A 16042-nucleotide genomic window follows, 5' to 3' on the forward strand; every position below is an offset into this window, starting at 1 on the left:
ACAACAATGTAAAATCACGTACTTACGTGTTACTTGAACCAGAATAAAGAACAAAAAACGATATTTATAGCTCAATAGAGCAAGCTTTCTTGATTGTCCCCTTTTTGTTTAGCGACAATAGCGCTGTGGCCCCACCTGAACCCATTCCGAACTCAGAAGTGAAACGCAGTTGCGCCGATGGTAGTGTGGGAGTTCCCATGTGAGAGTAGGACATTGCTAGACTTCTATCTAGAGAAGCCCGATTCGAAAGAGTCGGGCTTTTTGCTGTCTGGGATTTAATAAGTTTTACGTCTCGTACGTTAAAACACGGAATACAGTGGTAGTGTGACTGTTATTAAACATGCCCATGGAGAGTACGACATTCTCCACTTCAATTTAGGTTAGGCAGGGTTTCTATCTCTGAAATCTATTCATATTCTATTAGGAGAATTAAAGGCAACAAAAAATTGCTTTAAGCTTATGCTAGTGGAAAGTAACAGACGATATACTTTATATAAATAATTGGCAGTTAGGAGTAAGTCGATTTACTTCCTAGATTAGAAAAGTCATCAGAATTAGTTCTGTCAGATAATTCAGGTTAGAGGATAGTTATAACTTTTATCACGGTAAAGAACAATGGGCTATGAATCTTCCAATGTATTGCTTTAGGTTTGTGAAGATCAATCTATAAGTGATTAAGTGATTAAGTGATTAAGTGATTAAGTGATTAAATGGTTCATATACCACAGTTAATGATATAAATTTAATCACTGTCATTGGTGAATCGTATAATCACAACTAATTAGTCATACGACTGTTAAATAGATAAGGATCGGAATTTAGGTTTTAGATTCAAAAGCACCAACAAGCATTGAAATAAGAAGCATAGCTGAAGCCGGTATCATTGTTAAAATAAATAATGTATTTAAATCTAGCATGGTATTTCCTTGTATCTTTCGCAGATGAATGTGCCTAAAAGGGATGCGAAAATGTTTGTAGTTATTACTAAGTTGCAATAAGTGTTACAAAGGTTGTGCCAAAGTTACAATTAATTGTTAAGTTATTGAAATACATATAAATATAGTTTTTCATTATAGTAACTAAACAAAAGTTAGTAAGAGCCTGATAGAATGCTGGCTAGAATGACTATTTTGTGGTTTAAAGTGCACTTAATTAGGTGAAAGTGACAAGGTAGGCAGTTATAAAACTCTCAATATCGGGACAGCTATTCCCGATATTGAGATCATAGATCGATGATTACAACAAGGTGACTTTATTAAAAGCATCAAGCAGTACTTGACCGTCAGCTCCATCTTTACCAGCACACTCACTTAAGTGCTGCCTAAATTTTCGTGCGCCTGATAAACCATTACAGAGGCCAAGCATGTGGCGTAAAATATGCCAGGCTCTACCTCCACTTTTAACCGTTGCGTTAATATAAGGGATCATTAACTCTATAACTTCTGTTCTTGTTAACTTAGCTCCATCTGATTGATATATATCATTGTCTGCATCGCTAAGCATATATGGACTGTTATATATCTCTCTACCTATCATAACCCCGTCAATATATTTGAGATGTTCATTAGCTTCTGTGAAAGTCTTGATACCGCCATTAATTGATATATCTAACTTTTCAAAAGCACTTTTTATTTGATAGACACGTTCATAATCTAAAGGCGGGACATCGCGGTTCTGTTTAGGGCTCAATCCGGTTAACCATGCTTTTCTAGCGTGAATAATGAAGTGTTGGCAGCCAGCTTGTGCAACTTGTTCAATAAATGTATGTAAGAACTCATATGAATCTAGATCATCAATGCCAATGCGTGATTTCACGGTGACAGGGATTTTTGTTGCTGATTGCATTTTATTCACACAATCGGCAACAAGGGAAGGATCAGCCATTAAGCAAGCCCCAAATCTCCCATTTTGTACTCTATCTGATGGACAACCGACATTTATATTCACTTCATCATAACCATGTTGTTCAGCTATTTTGGCACATTCGGTCATTGCATTAACATCACTGCCGCCAAGCTGCAATACTAATGGGTGTTCTGAATTGTTGTAAGCAAGATAATCGCCTTTACCATGTAATATGGCACCAGTAGTTACCATCTCTGTGTATAGGACGGTATGTTTTGACATCAATCGATAGAAATACCGACAGTGCCTGTCAGTCCAATCGAGCATAGGTGCGACTGATAGTTTATGTGAAATCATAATAAAATGTCTTTTAGAAGTTGAAGCTAATGAATTAGTGATATAAACCCAATTATAATTTAATCCAAGCACTTAAACAAAGCTATTGCGTTGTTGTAGCAGTTAGTCATTTATAAGATATTACTAAGCAAAGGTGAACAACATACACAATTGAGTTTTACTTTGGTAGAATATCGATAATTTAAAGGAGAGCACTTTCATGCCAAATTACGTTGTAGGTCACAAGATACCCGATTCAGATTCTATCTGTTCAGCTATCGCATTATCATACTTAAAAACTACCTTAGGCGAACACACTGTTCCGGCACGCTTAGGTGAATTGACACCCGAAACAATGTTTATCCTAGATAAATTTGGTTTTGAGCAACCGGAGCTTAAAACCCGTTATGCTGGAGAGGGGGTATATATTGTAGATCACAGTGATATTGAACTTGCTCCAGATGATATCGCTCAGGCTACAATATTAGGCATTATTGATCATCATAAACTTGGCGATTTAACAACGACATCCCCACTTGAAATATGGGTACGCCCAGTTGGTTGTACAAATACTATCATTAAGATGATGTATGATTTTCACAATGTTGAGATACCAAAAAATATTGCAGGTGCCATGTTATGTGCCATCTTGAGTGATACCGTTATTTTTAAATCACCAACATGTACAACTGCAGATATTAAATGTGTAGAAGCATTAGCAGAGATTGCAGGTATAGAAGATTTTAAAGAACTTGGTATGGACATGTTCAGGGTAAAATCTGCAGTCTCAGGTACTCCAATTAGGGATCTAGTAAAGCGTGACTTTAAAGACTTTAATATGAATGGTCATAAGGTTGGTATTGGTCAGCTTGAAGTCATTGATTTAGCGGTTTTTGATGATATAAAAGATGAGCTATATGCTGATATTGCAGAACTAAAAGCTGAGGGTGGACGTCATAGTGTTTTTTTACTATTGACTGATATCATGAAAGAAGGCTCAGAGTTATTAATAGCTAGTGATAGCGCTACGTTAGCCGAGCAAGCATTTGGTGTTACACCTAAAGGTGGCAAAGCATGGTTAGACGGTGTGTTAAGCCGTAAAAAGCAAGTTGTTCCACCGCTACAAGATATCTTCCTTAAGTAGTTATTAATTGATTTAAATAAAAAACCCAGCAGTTGCTGGGTTTTTTATTGGCGGTAATTAAATCTTACACACGTTCAAATACTGTTGCGATACCCTGGCCTAAGCCAATACACATAGTAGCTAAACCAATGTTAACATCTTGCCCTTCCATTAAGTTAATCAAGGTACCTGATATACGTGAACCAGAACAACCTAAAGGATGACCAAGCGCAATAGCACCGCCATTTAAGTTGATTTGATCCATTTTATCTTCTACTTTTAGCGAGCGAACACAAGATAATGCTTGTGCAGCAAAAGCTTCGTTAAACTCAAATAACTCAATATCTTGAATTGATAGACCAGCACGTTTTAAAGCTTTCTTAGTCGCAGGCACAGGACCAAAGCCCATGGTTGCAGGATCGCAACCAGCAACGGCCATACCACGAATTTTAACGCGAGGTGTTAAGCCTAACTCTTTTGCTTTATTAGCAGACATAACCAGCATTGCTGAAGCGCCATCTGATAATGCTGAAGAAGTCCCAGCAGTTACTGTACCATTTACTGGATCAAACACTGGACGTAGTGCTGATAAGCTTTCTGCCGTTGTTTCAGGACGAATTACTTCATCATGTTCAACTAACGTTAGGGCGCCTGTGGCATCATGACCTTGTGTGGCAACAATTTCATTATCCCAGCGACCGGCTAAATGTGCTTCATGTGCTTTCTGATGCGAGCGTGCACCAAAAGCATCTTGCATTTCACGGGTAATGCCGTGCTGTTTACCTAATAATTCAGCAGTTAAGCCCATATTGCCAGATGCTAGGGCAATATGTTTATTGAGTGCAGGATCGAAATCAACGTCATACATCATGGGTACATGACCCATATGCTCTACACCGCCGATAAGGAATACATCGCCCTGACCAGACATGATGCTAGTACTTGCTTGATGTAACGCTTCCATAGAAGAGCCACATAAGCGGTTAACCGTTACGCCACCAATAGACTTTGGTAAACCAGCAAGTAATGATGCATTACGTGCAATATTAAAACCTTGTTCTTTAGTTTGCTTCACACAGCCCCAAATAACATCTTCAATGTCTTCTGGGTTTAAGGCAGGATTACGTACTAAAATTTGTTTCATTAAGTGTGCTGATAATGCTTCAGCACGTACATTTCTAAACACACCGGCCTTAGAGCGACCCATTGGAGTTCGTATGCAGTCTACAATTACAACTTCGTTCATTTTATTCTCCTCGGCTTAAGCTGATTTAACATCAGTAGTGAAGTAAGATTTACCTGATTTCGCCATTTGACGTAGGCCATCAGTCACTTGATAAATTTCACCTAAATCAGCATATTTATCAGCCATCTCGATGAAGTTATTTAAACCAAGTGTTTCTAAATAGCGAATTGCACCACCTCTAAATGGAGGGAAGCCGACACCATAGATTAAGCCCATATCTGCTTCAGCTGCTGTATCAACTACGCCTTCTTCTAAACAACGAACCACTTCATTAACCATAGGGATCATCATGCGAGCAATAATTTCTTCACTGCTGAAGTCTTTTTTGTCTGCACAATGTTGTCCAAGTAATTCGTAAGCTATAGGAGCTGGAACTTTCATTGGACGACCACGCTTATCTTTGATGTGATCATAAAAGCCTTTACCATTTTTCTGACCTAAACGGTCATTAGCATACAAAGTGCTTACTGGATCATTATCAATTTTTTTCATACGCGTAGGGAAACCTGCTGACATAACACCAGTACAGTGATCTGCAGTATCGACACCAACAACATCAAGTAGATAGGCTGGGCCCATTGGCCAACCAAATTGTTTTTCCATTACTTTATCTATAGCGGTAAAGTCGGCACCTTCAAGTACTAACTGACTAAAGCCAGCAAAGTATGGAAACAAAACACGGTTCACATAAAAACCAGGGCAATCATTAACAACAATTGGAGACTTACCCATTTTCGCGGCATAAGCAACAACAGCCGCGACTGTTTCATCTGAAGTATCTTTACCACGAATTACTTCAACTAATGGCATTTTGTTAACTGGGTTGAAAAAGTGCATGCCACAGAAATTTTGAGGGCGTTTTACACTTTTGGCTAATAAATCAATTGATATAGTTGAAGTATTTGAAGTAAGAATAGCATCTTCACTGATTACACCTTCAACTTCAGCTAAAACCATGCCTTTAATTTTAGGGTTTTCAACAACTGCTTCAACAACAATATCTACATCTTTAACACTGTCATAACTTAAGCTTGGCGTGATGTTGTTTAATACACCAGCCATTTTCTTAGCATTCATACGACCACGTTCAACTTGCTTAGTTAATATGCCCGTCGCTGTAGTTAAACCTAGATCAAGTGCTTGATCATTAATATCTTTCATAATGATCGGTGTGCCCTTATAAGCTGATTGATAGGCAATACCACCGCCCATAATACCAGCACCTAGCACAGCAGCTTTCTTGACAACTTTTGTTGCAAGTTTACCTGCTTTTTTGGCTTTACCTTTAATGACTTGGTCGGCCATAAACAAACCAATTTGTGCCGTTGCCGCATCAGTTTTTGCTAATTTGGCAAAACCTGCATTCTCTGCAGCCATTGCACCAGTGCGATCTAAGCCAGCAGCTGCAATGAGTGTATTTATCATGACCATTGGTGCTGGATAATGCTTGCCTGCTTTAGCGGCAATCATACCCTTACACGTTGTCGATGACATGATCAGTTCTGTTGGAGATAACTTTAATGGTTCTAATTTAGGCTGACGTTTCGCGCGCCAATCTAGCTTGCCACTAATTGCTAATTTAAGCATGCTAATAGCTGCAGTGCGTAAATTTTCAGGATCAACAACTGCATCAAGAAGTCCTTGTGCAAGTGCTGCTGCCGGTTTAAATGCTTTACCTGTAGACATCCAAGTTGCTGCATTATCAAAACCGATAATGCGCGGTAACCTAACAGTACCACCAAAACCAGGCATTAATCCTAGTTTAACTTCAGGTAGGCCGATACTGGTATTAGTATCAGCAACACGATAATCACATGCTAAAGTCATTTCACAACCGCCGCCTAAAGCAATGCCATTAATAGCGGCTATAGTGGGTAGTTGAATATCTTCAAATGAGTCGAAAACATCAGAGGCACTTTTTGCCCAAGAGGCTAATGTGTCTTCTGGTTGATTAAATGAAGATAAAAACTCAGTGATGTCTGCCCCAACAATAAATGTTGATTTAGCAGAAGTAACCATAACGCCTTTAGCATCACTGCAGTTGTTAATTGCTGCAACTACAGCTCTATATTCTTCAAAAGTTGCTTGATCAAACTTGTTTACTGATCCCTGAGCATCGAACTTAAGTTCTACGATGCCGTCTTCGAGTAATTGGGCTGAAAGGCTGTTGCCTTGATATATCATGCCTAGTCTCCTCATCTGGTTGTGGTATATTTGAATAATTATTTACTGTGATTATTTAATGATAAATTATCGCTGTTTATTATTTCACTTATAATAGTAGTCGACTGAGTGTGCCTTGAAAAAAAGTTAAATGCAATAAAATTAAAACAAGTGTTTTAATTGTGTGTTTGTTTTAAGTCGTTGGACATACACAGAACAAATAAAAAAACACTCAACCAATAAATTGGAGGAGTGTTTTAATGAGTAATCAAATGTATGAAACGAGGCAAAAAATTACCTTCTATGATTGTTAACTCTGTTTATTAAGAAAATTGATGAATTCTTCTGACGGCATGGGTTTAGCATAATAGAACCCTTGCACTTCATCACAGCCTAATTCAATTAAGCGCTCTTGCTGCTCAATTTCCTCAATACCTTCAGCAATGACTTTAAGTTGCATTTTCTTACCTAAATTAATGATAGTTTCAGCAATAACTGACTGACCTTCTTGATTAATATCGGTAACAAATGCTCGATCAACTTTTAGTCGATCTAAAGGAAGTTTTTGTAAATAGCTTAATGAAGAGTATCCTGTACCAAAATCATCAAGCGCTATACTTATTCCTTGAGATTTTAACTTGGTTAACGCATCAATGACGATCTGTGGCTCATCCATTAAAATGTTTTCTGTTATTTCTAATTCAAGTTTACTTGGCTTAATTTGATGCTGAGTTATTGTATTTATTATGTTATCGACAAAGTTATCTTGTCTAAATTGTGGGATAGATACATTAACTGAAATACTAAGGTCGGCAAAGTTTGTTTCGAGCATTTTGAGCTGCTTACATGCTTGGTTAATAACCCAATCCCCGATTTCAATAATTAATCCTGAATATTCGGCCAAGGGAATAAAAACAGCAGGAGAAACAAATTTTCCATCTGCAGTACGCCAGCGTAACAAAGCTTCAGCACCAATAACTTTACCTGTAGTTAATGATAATTGTGGCTGATACCAAAGTTCAAGACAGTTATTTGAAAAGTCATTACGCAGTTGGCGAATCATGTTTAGACGCCATTGCATTTGATCTTCTATATCAGAGTGGTAATAGGCAAAATGCTCTAAACGATTCTTTTTGGCTATATTCAACGCAATATTAATTTGATTTAGCACTTGTACGCCACTGCTTTGTGCATGCTCTTTAGTACATAAGCCAAAGCAAGCATTAATGGGAAGATGCTGTTCACCGGCCGCAAAAGGTTGATGAAATAGAGCTATTAAACTTTCAGGGGTTAAACAATCAGCAGGACCTATAATACCGAAAACGTCTGCACCTACACGTGCAAAATGACAGTCAAAATCTATGGTTTGCATTCGCTGACCTACCGCTGAAAGCAGTTTATTCCCAATATCTTGTCCTAATGCATCGTTGATATCACTGAAGTGATTTATATCTATTAAGGCAGCAACTTGGTTTTTAGAATCATTTTGAGCAAAATCATCTAGTAAGCGGACAAACTCTAGACGATTTGGCAAGTTGGTTAACGAATCTTTATAAGCAGCATTAGTGAGCTTTTGAAATAGGTGGACATTTTCATACCCAACAGCGACGCCAGTTAAAAATACATTCAATAGTTGAATTTGTATTTCGGTCAATGGGCTAGCAAGGCGCACATGAATCACAGCACGGTAATCACCCTTAGCAACATAAAGGTTAAGGCTGTCATCGAGATACTGATGTTTTTGCTGTAAGAAGCAAGATTTTACTTGTTTACTTGCTTGGTCATTTTCTAACATATCAAGTTTTTGATTAATTAGGTTATCCTCAAAACCTATTTGCGCTAGTACATAAAAACTCAAGTCATCAATATTATCAATGATGCCTTGACCCCTGGCGCAAAAAACTGCCGATATTTCATCACCTATGAGGGTATTTAATTGTAATAAAACACCTTGGCTGTATGCTGAAAGAGAATGCTGTGATGATAATTCGGTAGCACCGGAAACTATTTTCTCAAGACCTCGGCGGTTTTCATTGACTGTAGCTATTTGTTGAAAAGAACGAATAGCCGCAAAAACAGTGGTCACAAGTTTACGGCGAGTTAGCTCAGTTTTTGTTTTATAATCATTGATGTCATATTCTTTTATAACACTTTCTTCGGGAGCGTAGCCGGGTTGTCCTGTACGTAAAACAATACGAATATCTTTTCGCTGTAATGTCTCTCTTATATATTTGACAACATTTAAACCGGCATCATCAGTTTCCATAACAACGTCGAGTAGAACCAGCACAATATCTTCATGCTCTTCAATTAGTCGACATGCATCCTTACCTGAGTATGCATGCAAGTACTCAAGACGACGGCCTAATACGACAAGATCAGATAATGCTAACTGGGTAACTGAATGAATCTCTGGATCATCATCAACAATTAGCACTTGCCAAGTTTCATTACTGCCACAGGCTAAAATCTCGTCTTCATCACTATCATCGATAAATAAAAAGTCATCGTGTGAATTTTCTGATGCTTGCATACTGCCCTCATAACTAAGTGTATTTTCTATAAATATACATAGTTAAAATTGAAATCTGATTTATTTAATATAACTATAACCTAATACTTCTTTTTTACACCATTGAACGGGATAATAAAAGCCTGTTTAGTAATATTTTATACGATTTATCTAACTGAGTTATACTAAATTGAATTTAATAATGCATTGTTGGCTTTCACGTGCCTTTGGCATAGTGTAATAAAGCGTTTATTCATAAGTACTAGCAACTATTTATGCTTTATTTTAGGGATACTGAAAAGGAGTTAGTAAAGTGAGTAAAGATAAATCAGAAGTGTTAATACTTGAAAAGGATGTTCAAAAAGCAGGTGACGAGACGGCAATTGTTAAGAGTAATAAATCAAGTCAACACTCAGCAGAGATAGGTGTCTCACAACAGTTTATGAAGCTTGCTAAAAGGTTCGTAATAGATGGTGCTTTGTTACCAGAAGAAAAACAAATGCTAATTGAAGACCGAACCGTGAAGCGAGCTAGGTTGAGTCAATTACGAAAACAGCAAAATATAGAAAATATTATGCAAAAAACGCTTGGGTACTGTGCCAATTTTGATATCGGACAAAGAACAGATCATGACTGGTTAAGTCGATATATTGCCTTGTCGGAGGATGTAAGTAACCCTACGATGCAAGATTTGTGGGCAAAAATCCTAGCGGGAGAACTTACCAAACCGGGCTCTTTCTCATTTAAAGCGTTACAAATTTTTCGAGATATGAGTATTTATGATGCGAAACTATTAGCAAAAGCTTGCTCATTAGCAATAAAGGACCCAAACAAAAAAGGGATTCGTCTTGTTTGTGGTGTATATCAACAGCCAGGTCTACTTAATTTTTTTTCAAAGGAGCGTCAGCAATATTGTAACTTAAGTCATTTTGGTCTGAATTATGCTGATTTGTTAGCTTTAGCTGAAAATCATCTTATTTATATCCAGGAAAGTGAATCTAGTTTAATAAGTAAGGGAGAAGTTCTTCAGTTCACTTATAACAGTTTACCTTTAAAGTTAACGGCTAAAAAAGCTAATATCAGTCTGCAATTTTATAAATTTACCCCTCTAGGGACTGAACTTGCTCATTTGATAAGTGATAAAAGTAATGAGGAGTTTTTTGACTATTTAAAAAATAAACTGAGTTATTACTTTTTAATAGATAGTGACTAATGAAAAGTCTATTCAGATGAACAGTATCAAAAAATGAATCTGTTTTAGGGGATTTGCAAGTAATCATAAAATTTACTAATGTTATATTATATCAATTGTGATATTATCTCATTTTACAGGTTGTAGCTAACCCGTTAATCGTAAATTAACCCACAATCACGGAATTATCATGTTAGATAGAATAGGTATCACCGCAACTTCTTTATGTGCATTACACTGCATCTTACTGCCTATTTTATTACCTATGCTACCATTGTTGGGTTTAAGTTTTTTAGCCGACCACGCTTGGGAACATGTTTTTCTTTTAATGACGGCTGCTCTTGGTACCATTGCTTTATTCTCTGGGTTTAAACGTTACCACAAACGCATTTACCCTTTTTATTTACTTTATTTAGGTGTTGCCCTGTACTGGATAAAGCATGACTTTTCTCCGGAATTAGAAATGTACTTTATCATTGGTGGCGCGAGCCTCATTATTGCGGCCCACTTCATTAACATTAAACTGTGTAATAACTGCAAGCAATGTGATGATGACCTTTGTGCTAGCGAAGCTTAGTAACTAGTTCAGCGTTAAATACTGAGTTTATTAGTTACCAAACTCTTTTAATTTTCTCGTTAAGGTATTCCTTCCCCAGCCTAATTTCTTTGCAGCCTCTTGCTTATGGCCTTGAGTAAATATTAGTGCCCGATCCAGCATTATTTTTTCAAACTCAATTTGAGCGTAATCTAAAATAGCTTCTTTACCCTTTATTAATTCTTGATCCATCCAAGTACTGAGTACTTCTTGCCAAGCATTGGTATCATGATGTAAAGGTACAGATTTCTCTGTTAATTCATTAGGTAAATCTTCAATAAGAATTTCTTGACCACTTGCCATTACCGTTAAAAAACGACAAATATTCTCTAATTGCCTTACGTTGCCAGGCCAATGGCAGTTATTCAGGAAATTACTGGCCTTTTTGCTTAATGTTTTAACCTCAACACTGAGTTCATTAGCTGCTTGTGCTAAAAAATGTTGACTCAGTTGTGCTATATCCTCTTTACGCTCTCGAAGACTAGGTAGATGGATACGAATAACATTAAGACGATGAAATAAATCTTCTCTAAACTCCCCTTTATTAACACGTTCTTCGAGGTGTTGATGAGTAGCTGCAATAATACGCACGTCAACTTGAACCGGTAGATGCCCACCAACACGATAAACCTGGCCATCAGAAAGTACGCGTAACAGGCGTGTTTGAATATCTAATGGCATATCACCGATTTCATCTAAAAACAAAGTACCGCCATGCGCTTGTTCAAACCTTCCTTGTCGAACAGCATTTGCACCGGTAAAAGCACCTTTTTCATGACCAAACAACTCAGATTCAATAAGGTCTTTTGGAATAGCTGCCATATTTAAGGGAATAAAAGGCTCATTAACTCGAGGGCTATGAGAATGCAGTGCTTGGGCAACCAACTCTTTTCCGGTACCCGATTCACCATTAATTAACACACTAATACTAGAGCGTGAGAGACGACCAATCGCTCGAAAGACTTCCTGCATGGCAGGAGCTTCACCAATCAAACCAACAGCTAAGGGAGCATTAGGTTGCTGCTTATTTTTCTCATTTTGCTCTCTTGCATGAGTGAGAGCACGCTTGCTCAGATTGATGGCTTCATCAATATCAAATGGCTTAGGCAAGTATTCAAATGCGCCTCCTTGGTACGCATTAACAGCGCTATCTAAATCTGAATGAGCTGTCATGATAATCACAGGGATATGATTATGGTGTTTTCTTAATTTCTTTAATAGCTCCATCCCTCCAATATTCGGCATACGAATATCAGAAATAATTATTTCTGGTTTTCCATGGTCTAATGCAATTAATAAGTTTTCAGCGCTTTCAAAAGCAGCACAGCTTATATTTGCATTGGCAAAGGCTTTCTCAAGTACCCATCTAATTGAGCTATCGTCGTCAACTATCCACACTTGTTCGGTGATCATAATTCATTCTCTTGTGATAAAGGTGCTTGATGTAAGGGTTGTTGTGTTAATGGTAATAGAATTGTAAATTTAGTATGACCAGGTCTGCTATGGCACGATAGTTTACCGTGGTGTTGGTTTATCAATGTTTGTGAAATAGATAATCCCAAACCTGTGCCGTTAGATCGTCCAGATACCATAGGATAAAAAAGAGTATCCTGAATTTTGCTTGGGATACCAGGGCCGTTATCAATAATACTAATTTGAACAGCTAATTTTATTCGCTTGCCATGAATCGTCTTATTACTAGCAATTCGAGTTCTTAGGGTAATACTATGACTTTCATCAATGGCTTGAATCGCATTGTTGACAATATTAAGCACTGCTTGTTGCAGTTTTTCTTGATCACATTCCACTGCGGGCAGGGAAGGGTCATAATCGCGTAATAAATTAATTTTTTGATCATTTGAATAACTGACCAATTGGCATACTTTTTCGAGTATCCCATGAATATTTTGTGCTTGTATTTGGGGCAGTTGGTTGGGACCAAGTAGACGATCAACTAAATTAGTTAGCCTGTCAGCTTGTTCAATGATCATGCTGGTATATTCTTGTTGATCATTACTCAATTCTTTACTGAGTAATTGTGCTGCACCTCGGAGACCGCCAAGAGGATTTTTTATTTCGTGAGCCAACCCTTTAATAAGGTCACGTGCAGCAAGCCATTGCTGGTGCTGAAAAACCTCTAAGCTAATTTGTTTTTGTTGGTCTATCTGTTTAAACTCAAGTAATACATGTGGCGTTCTTTCAAACTCGACAGAAGATGCAGTTACTTCAGCAGTAAATCGATGACTTTCATTTAGCTCGATTACAATGTCGCTGTCAGTAAACTCTTGACCTGTGGCAAGAAGCTGTTTTAAACGCGAGCTATTAATACTAGTACTAGCAAAAATTATTTCAGATTCTGTATTATATAAACGGTATAAACTTTTATTTAATAATGCTTCAGCAGCAGGGTTTAAATAAACGATAGCGAGTTTTTCATTGAGAATAATTACCGCAGTCACCAACTGGTTAGCGAGTGATTGCTGGTAAGATAATTTTTGATCTTGTATGTAACTACGGCTGTGCATAAAAATCCTTAGGAAGATAAACTCTACGCACTGTTTTGGTGCGCACAGTGCAAGTTTACTAAAGAAAGGTTTTATCTGCAGTGATATTTTTTTTGGCAAAAACGTATTAACTCTTCTATACCTCTTTAATAATAAGGGTAAGAAGTGATTTGTGCTAAGTTAGTGCGTTGAAGCTCTATGCATATAAAACGTAACTGATTCTGATGATGCAATAACCTTGCCTTCTTCATCAAGTAGTAACATTTTTATTTTATGCTCGCCTCGCTCAATATCTCTAAGAGAAAACATTGAATGTTTCTGTGGCTTTTTGTGGGGTTTACCATCAAGTAGTAATTGCACTTCTAGTCCAGGCTTAAATCTGGGCTTGATACCACCAGCAATATATATAGAACCGGTATTATCACGGATAGTGGCATTGTTTTTAGGTGTATTTATAACTACTTCGTATTTTTCTATCATTTCTTGAGGAGTTATATCGAGTACTTCGGTATCAATAGAGGTACTTGATTGAATGATATTTCCAGGCTTAGTCTTTACTTCTTCAGCACTAGCCCTGGGAGAGTCAGAAAAAACCAACACACCTTTTTCATTACGCCATACATAAATTTTGGCCGTTTGGGGGTGCACAGGAGCAGCTAACGTGATACCTAATAGTGTAAGTAGTAATAACTTGATCATAATTCCTTATATTTTCCTGTGCTTTGGGTATTCAACATCCGCATTATTCCATAGCGTGCGCTCATTTGAGTATATATCTATAATATATACAAAAAAATGTTTTTTATTATTTTTCTATCAATAAGTGATTATTTGGACTGAAATGTAAATAACTTGTGTTTTTATTTGGGCTGAACGCATAAAAAAGCTCACCGGAGTGAGCTTTTGATAAAACAGTGGTTTAATTAAACGCTGTAGTACAATTCAAACTCTACAGGATGAGTTGTCATGTTTACACGTTGTGATTCAGCACGTTTGATAGCAATGTATGCATCAATCATATCTTTATCCATAACACCACCAGCTGTTAAGAATTCATAATCAGCTTCTAAACTTTCAAGCGCATCATCAAGTGATGTAGCTACTTGTGGAATAGAGGCAGCTTCTTCTGCTGGTAAGTCATATAAATCTTTATCCATCGCATCACCAGGATGGATTTTGTTTTTAATACCATCAAGACCAGCCATTAATAATGCAGTGAAAGCAAAGTAAGGGTTTGCCGCAGGATCAGGGAAACGAGCTTCAATACGCATTGCTTTTGGTGATGGAACAATCGGAATACGAATTGATGCAGAGCGGTTACGTGCAGAATATGCAAGCATTACCGGCGCTTCAAAATGTGGAACTAAACGTTTGTAAGAGTTAGTTGCTGGGTTAGTAAAAGCATTTAATGCCTTAGCATGCTTGATAATACCGCCAATATAGTAAAGCGCCATTTCAGATAGACCGCCGTATTTGTCACCAGCGAATAAGTTTACACCGTCTTTAGCAAGAGATTGGTGTACGTGCATACCTGAACCGTTATCACCGACTAATGGTTTCGGCATAAAAGTCGCTGTTTTACCATAAGCGTGAGCAACGTTATGGACAACATATTTGTATATTTGTACTTCATCAGCTTTTTTAACCAGGGTGTTAAAGCGACAAGCAATTTCGTTTTGACCAGCGGTTGCTACTTCATGGTGATGTGCTTCAACAACTAAGCCCATCTCTTCCATAACTAAACACATAGCTGAACGTATGTCTTGTGATGAATCTACCGGTGACGTTGGGAAGTATCCGCCTTTAACGCCTGGACGATGACCCATATTGCCTTCTTCGTATTCAGTACCTGAATTCCAAGCAGCTTCTTTATCGTCAATTTTGTAGAAAGAACCACTCATATCAGTACTAAAGCGTACGTCATCGAATAAGAAAAATTCTGGCTCAGGACCAATTAATACCGTATCAGCAATACCAGTGCTACGTAAATACTCTTCAGCGCGTTTAGCAACTGAACGAGGATCACGGCTGTAACCTTGCATTGTGCTCGGCTCTAAAATATCACAACGAATATTTAATGTTACAGCATCTGTAAAGGGGTCTAAAACTGCAGAGTCAGCGTCTGGCATCATCACCATGTCAGATTCGTTAATGCCTTTCCAGCCTTCAATTGAAGAGCCATCGAACATTTTACCATCTTCAAAAAAGTCTTCATTTACTTGGTGATGAGGAATTGAAACGTGTTGCTCTTTACCTTTTGAATCGGTAAAGCGAAGGTCAACAAATTTGACATCAAATTCTTTTATTAAGTCGAATACTGCTTGTGACATTTTGTGTCTCCTGTGAGGTTAATTTTATAAAAATTTATACATTATTGAGTAAATTGTAAAATGGATGAGGTTATAAAGGTTGGTTATTACCATTATTCATCTATTATTGTTCGTTTAATTAGCTAAAATCGTGCCAATATAAAGCCCTTTGATTAATAAGCTTTTTTATTATTTCTATAATTATGGTTGCACCTAT

11 protein-coding genes and 1 rRNA gene are annotated in these 16042 nt (G+C 37.4%); 4 read left to right on the forward strand and 8 right to left on the reverse strand.

The window, feature by feature from the left end:
- The first annotated feature begins 107 nt into the window (after positions 1-107).
- Positions 108-222 (forward strand): 5S ribosomal RNA (gene rrf, locus CXF71_RS04480).
- A gap of 1014 nt (positions 223-1236) precedes the next feature.
- Here the strand turns inward: rrf and dusA are convergent.
- Positions 1237-2202: a tRNA dihydrouridine(20/20a) synthase DusA gene (gene dusA, locus CXF71_RS04485; RefSeq protein WP_101231783.1), complete on the reverse strand. Its 966-nt coding sequence runs from the start codon at positions 2200-2202 to the stop codon at positions 1237-1239.
- 199 nt (positions 2203-2401) lie between these two features.
- On the opposite strand from dusA, the gene CXF71_RS04490 reads away from it, so the two are divergent.
- Positions 2402-3325 (forward strand): manganese-dependent inorganic pyrophosphatase, encoded by a 924-nt coding sequence (locus tag CXF71_RS04490; protein ID WP_101231784.1) that lies wholly within the window; start codon positions 2402-2404, stop codon positions 3323-3325.
- Positions 3326-3389: 64 nt separating this feature from the next.
- Here the strand turns inward: CXF71_RS04490 and fadA are convergent, their stop codons facing one another.
- The 3 genes from fadA to CXF71_RS04505 all read right to left on the reverse strand — a co-directional run bounded on the left by fadA (position 3390) and on the right by CXF71_RS04505 (position 9246).
- Positions 3390-4550, reverse strand: coding sequence for an acetyl-CoA C-acyltransferase FadA (gene fadA, locus CXF71_RS04495; protein WP_101231785.1), 1161 nt, complete (start codon positions 4548-4550; stop codon positions 3390-3392).
- A gap of 15 nt (positions 4551-4565) precedes the next feature.
- Entirely contained in the window at positions 4566-6734 is a 2169-nt protein-coding gene (fadB, locus tag CXF71_RS04500; protein WP_101231786.1) for a fatty acid oxidation complex subunit alpha FadB, read from the reverse strand.
- A 289-nt stretch (positions 6735-7023) separates the two neighbouring features.
- Positions 7024-9246 carry a bifunctional diguanylate cyclase/phosphodiesterase gene (locus tag CXF71_RS04505; RefSeq protein ID WP_101231787.1) on the reverse strand — a complete coding sequence of 741 codons (2223 nt, stop codon included), beginning with the start codon at positions 9244-9246 and terminating at the stop codon, positions 7024-7026.
- A gap of 292 nt (positions 9247-9538) precedes the next feature.
- Here CXF71_RS04505 and CXF71_RS04510 point away from each other — a divergent pair, with 292 nt between their 5' ends.
- Both CXF71_RS04510 and CXF71_RS04515 read left to right on the forward strand, forming a co-directional pair.
- Entirely contained in the window at positions 9539-10438 is a 900-nt protein-coding gene (locus CXF71_RS04510) for a TIGR03899 family protein (protein WP_101231788.1), read from the forward strand.
- A gap of 169 nt (positions 10439-10607) precedes the next feature.
- Complete coding sequence (locus CXF71_RS04515) at positions 10608-10994, forward strand: MerC domain-containing protein (RefSeq protein WP_101231789.1); 387 nt, start codon at positions 10608-10610, stop codon at positions 10992-10994.
- Between the two features lie 30 nt (positions 10995-11024).
- Here the strand turns inward: CXF71_RS04515 and glnG are convergent, their stop codons facing one another.
- The 4 genes from glnG to glnA form a co-directional block, all read right to left on the reverse strand.
- On the reverse strand, positions 11025-12425 hold the full coding sequence (gene glnG, locus CXF71_RS04520) for a nitrogen regulation protein NR(I) (RefSeq protein WP_101231790.1): 1401 nt from the start codon (positions 12423-12425) through the stop codon (positions 11025-11027).
- Entirely contained in the window at positions 12422-13537 is a 1116-nt protein-coding gene (gene glnL, locus CXF71_RS04525) for a nitrogen regulation protein NR(II) (protein ID WP_101231791.1), read from the reverse strand. The genes glnG and glnL overlap by 4 nt, the downstream gene beginning before the upstream one ends.
- A 159-nt stretch (positions 13538-13696) precedes the next feature.
- Positions 13697-14215: a DUF4124 domain-containing protein gene (locus tag CXF71_RS04530; protein ID WP_101231792.1), complete on the reverse strand. Its 519-nt coding sequence runs from the start codon at positions 14213-14215 to the stop codon at positions 13697-13699.
- Positions 14216-14439: 224 nt separating this feature from the next.
- Positions 14440-15846 carry a glutamate--ammonia ligase gene (gene glnA, locus CXF71_RS04535; protein ID WP_101231793.1) on the reverse strand — a complete coding sequence of 469 codons (1407 nt, stop codon included), beginning with the start codon at positions 15844-15846 and terminating at the stop codon, positions 14440-14442.
- Positions 15847-16042 lie beyond the last annotated feature (196 nt).

This window comes from Colwellia sp. 12G3 (assembly GCF_002836775.1).
In the GTDB taxonomy this organism is placed as follows: domain Bacteria; phylum Pseudomonadota; class Gammaproteobacteria; order Enterobacterales; family Alteromonadaceae; genus Colwellia.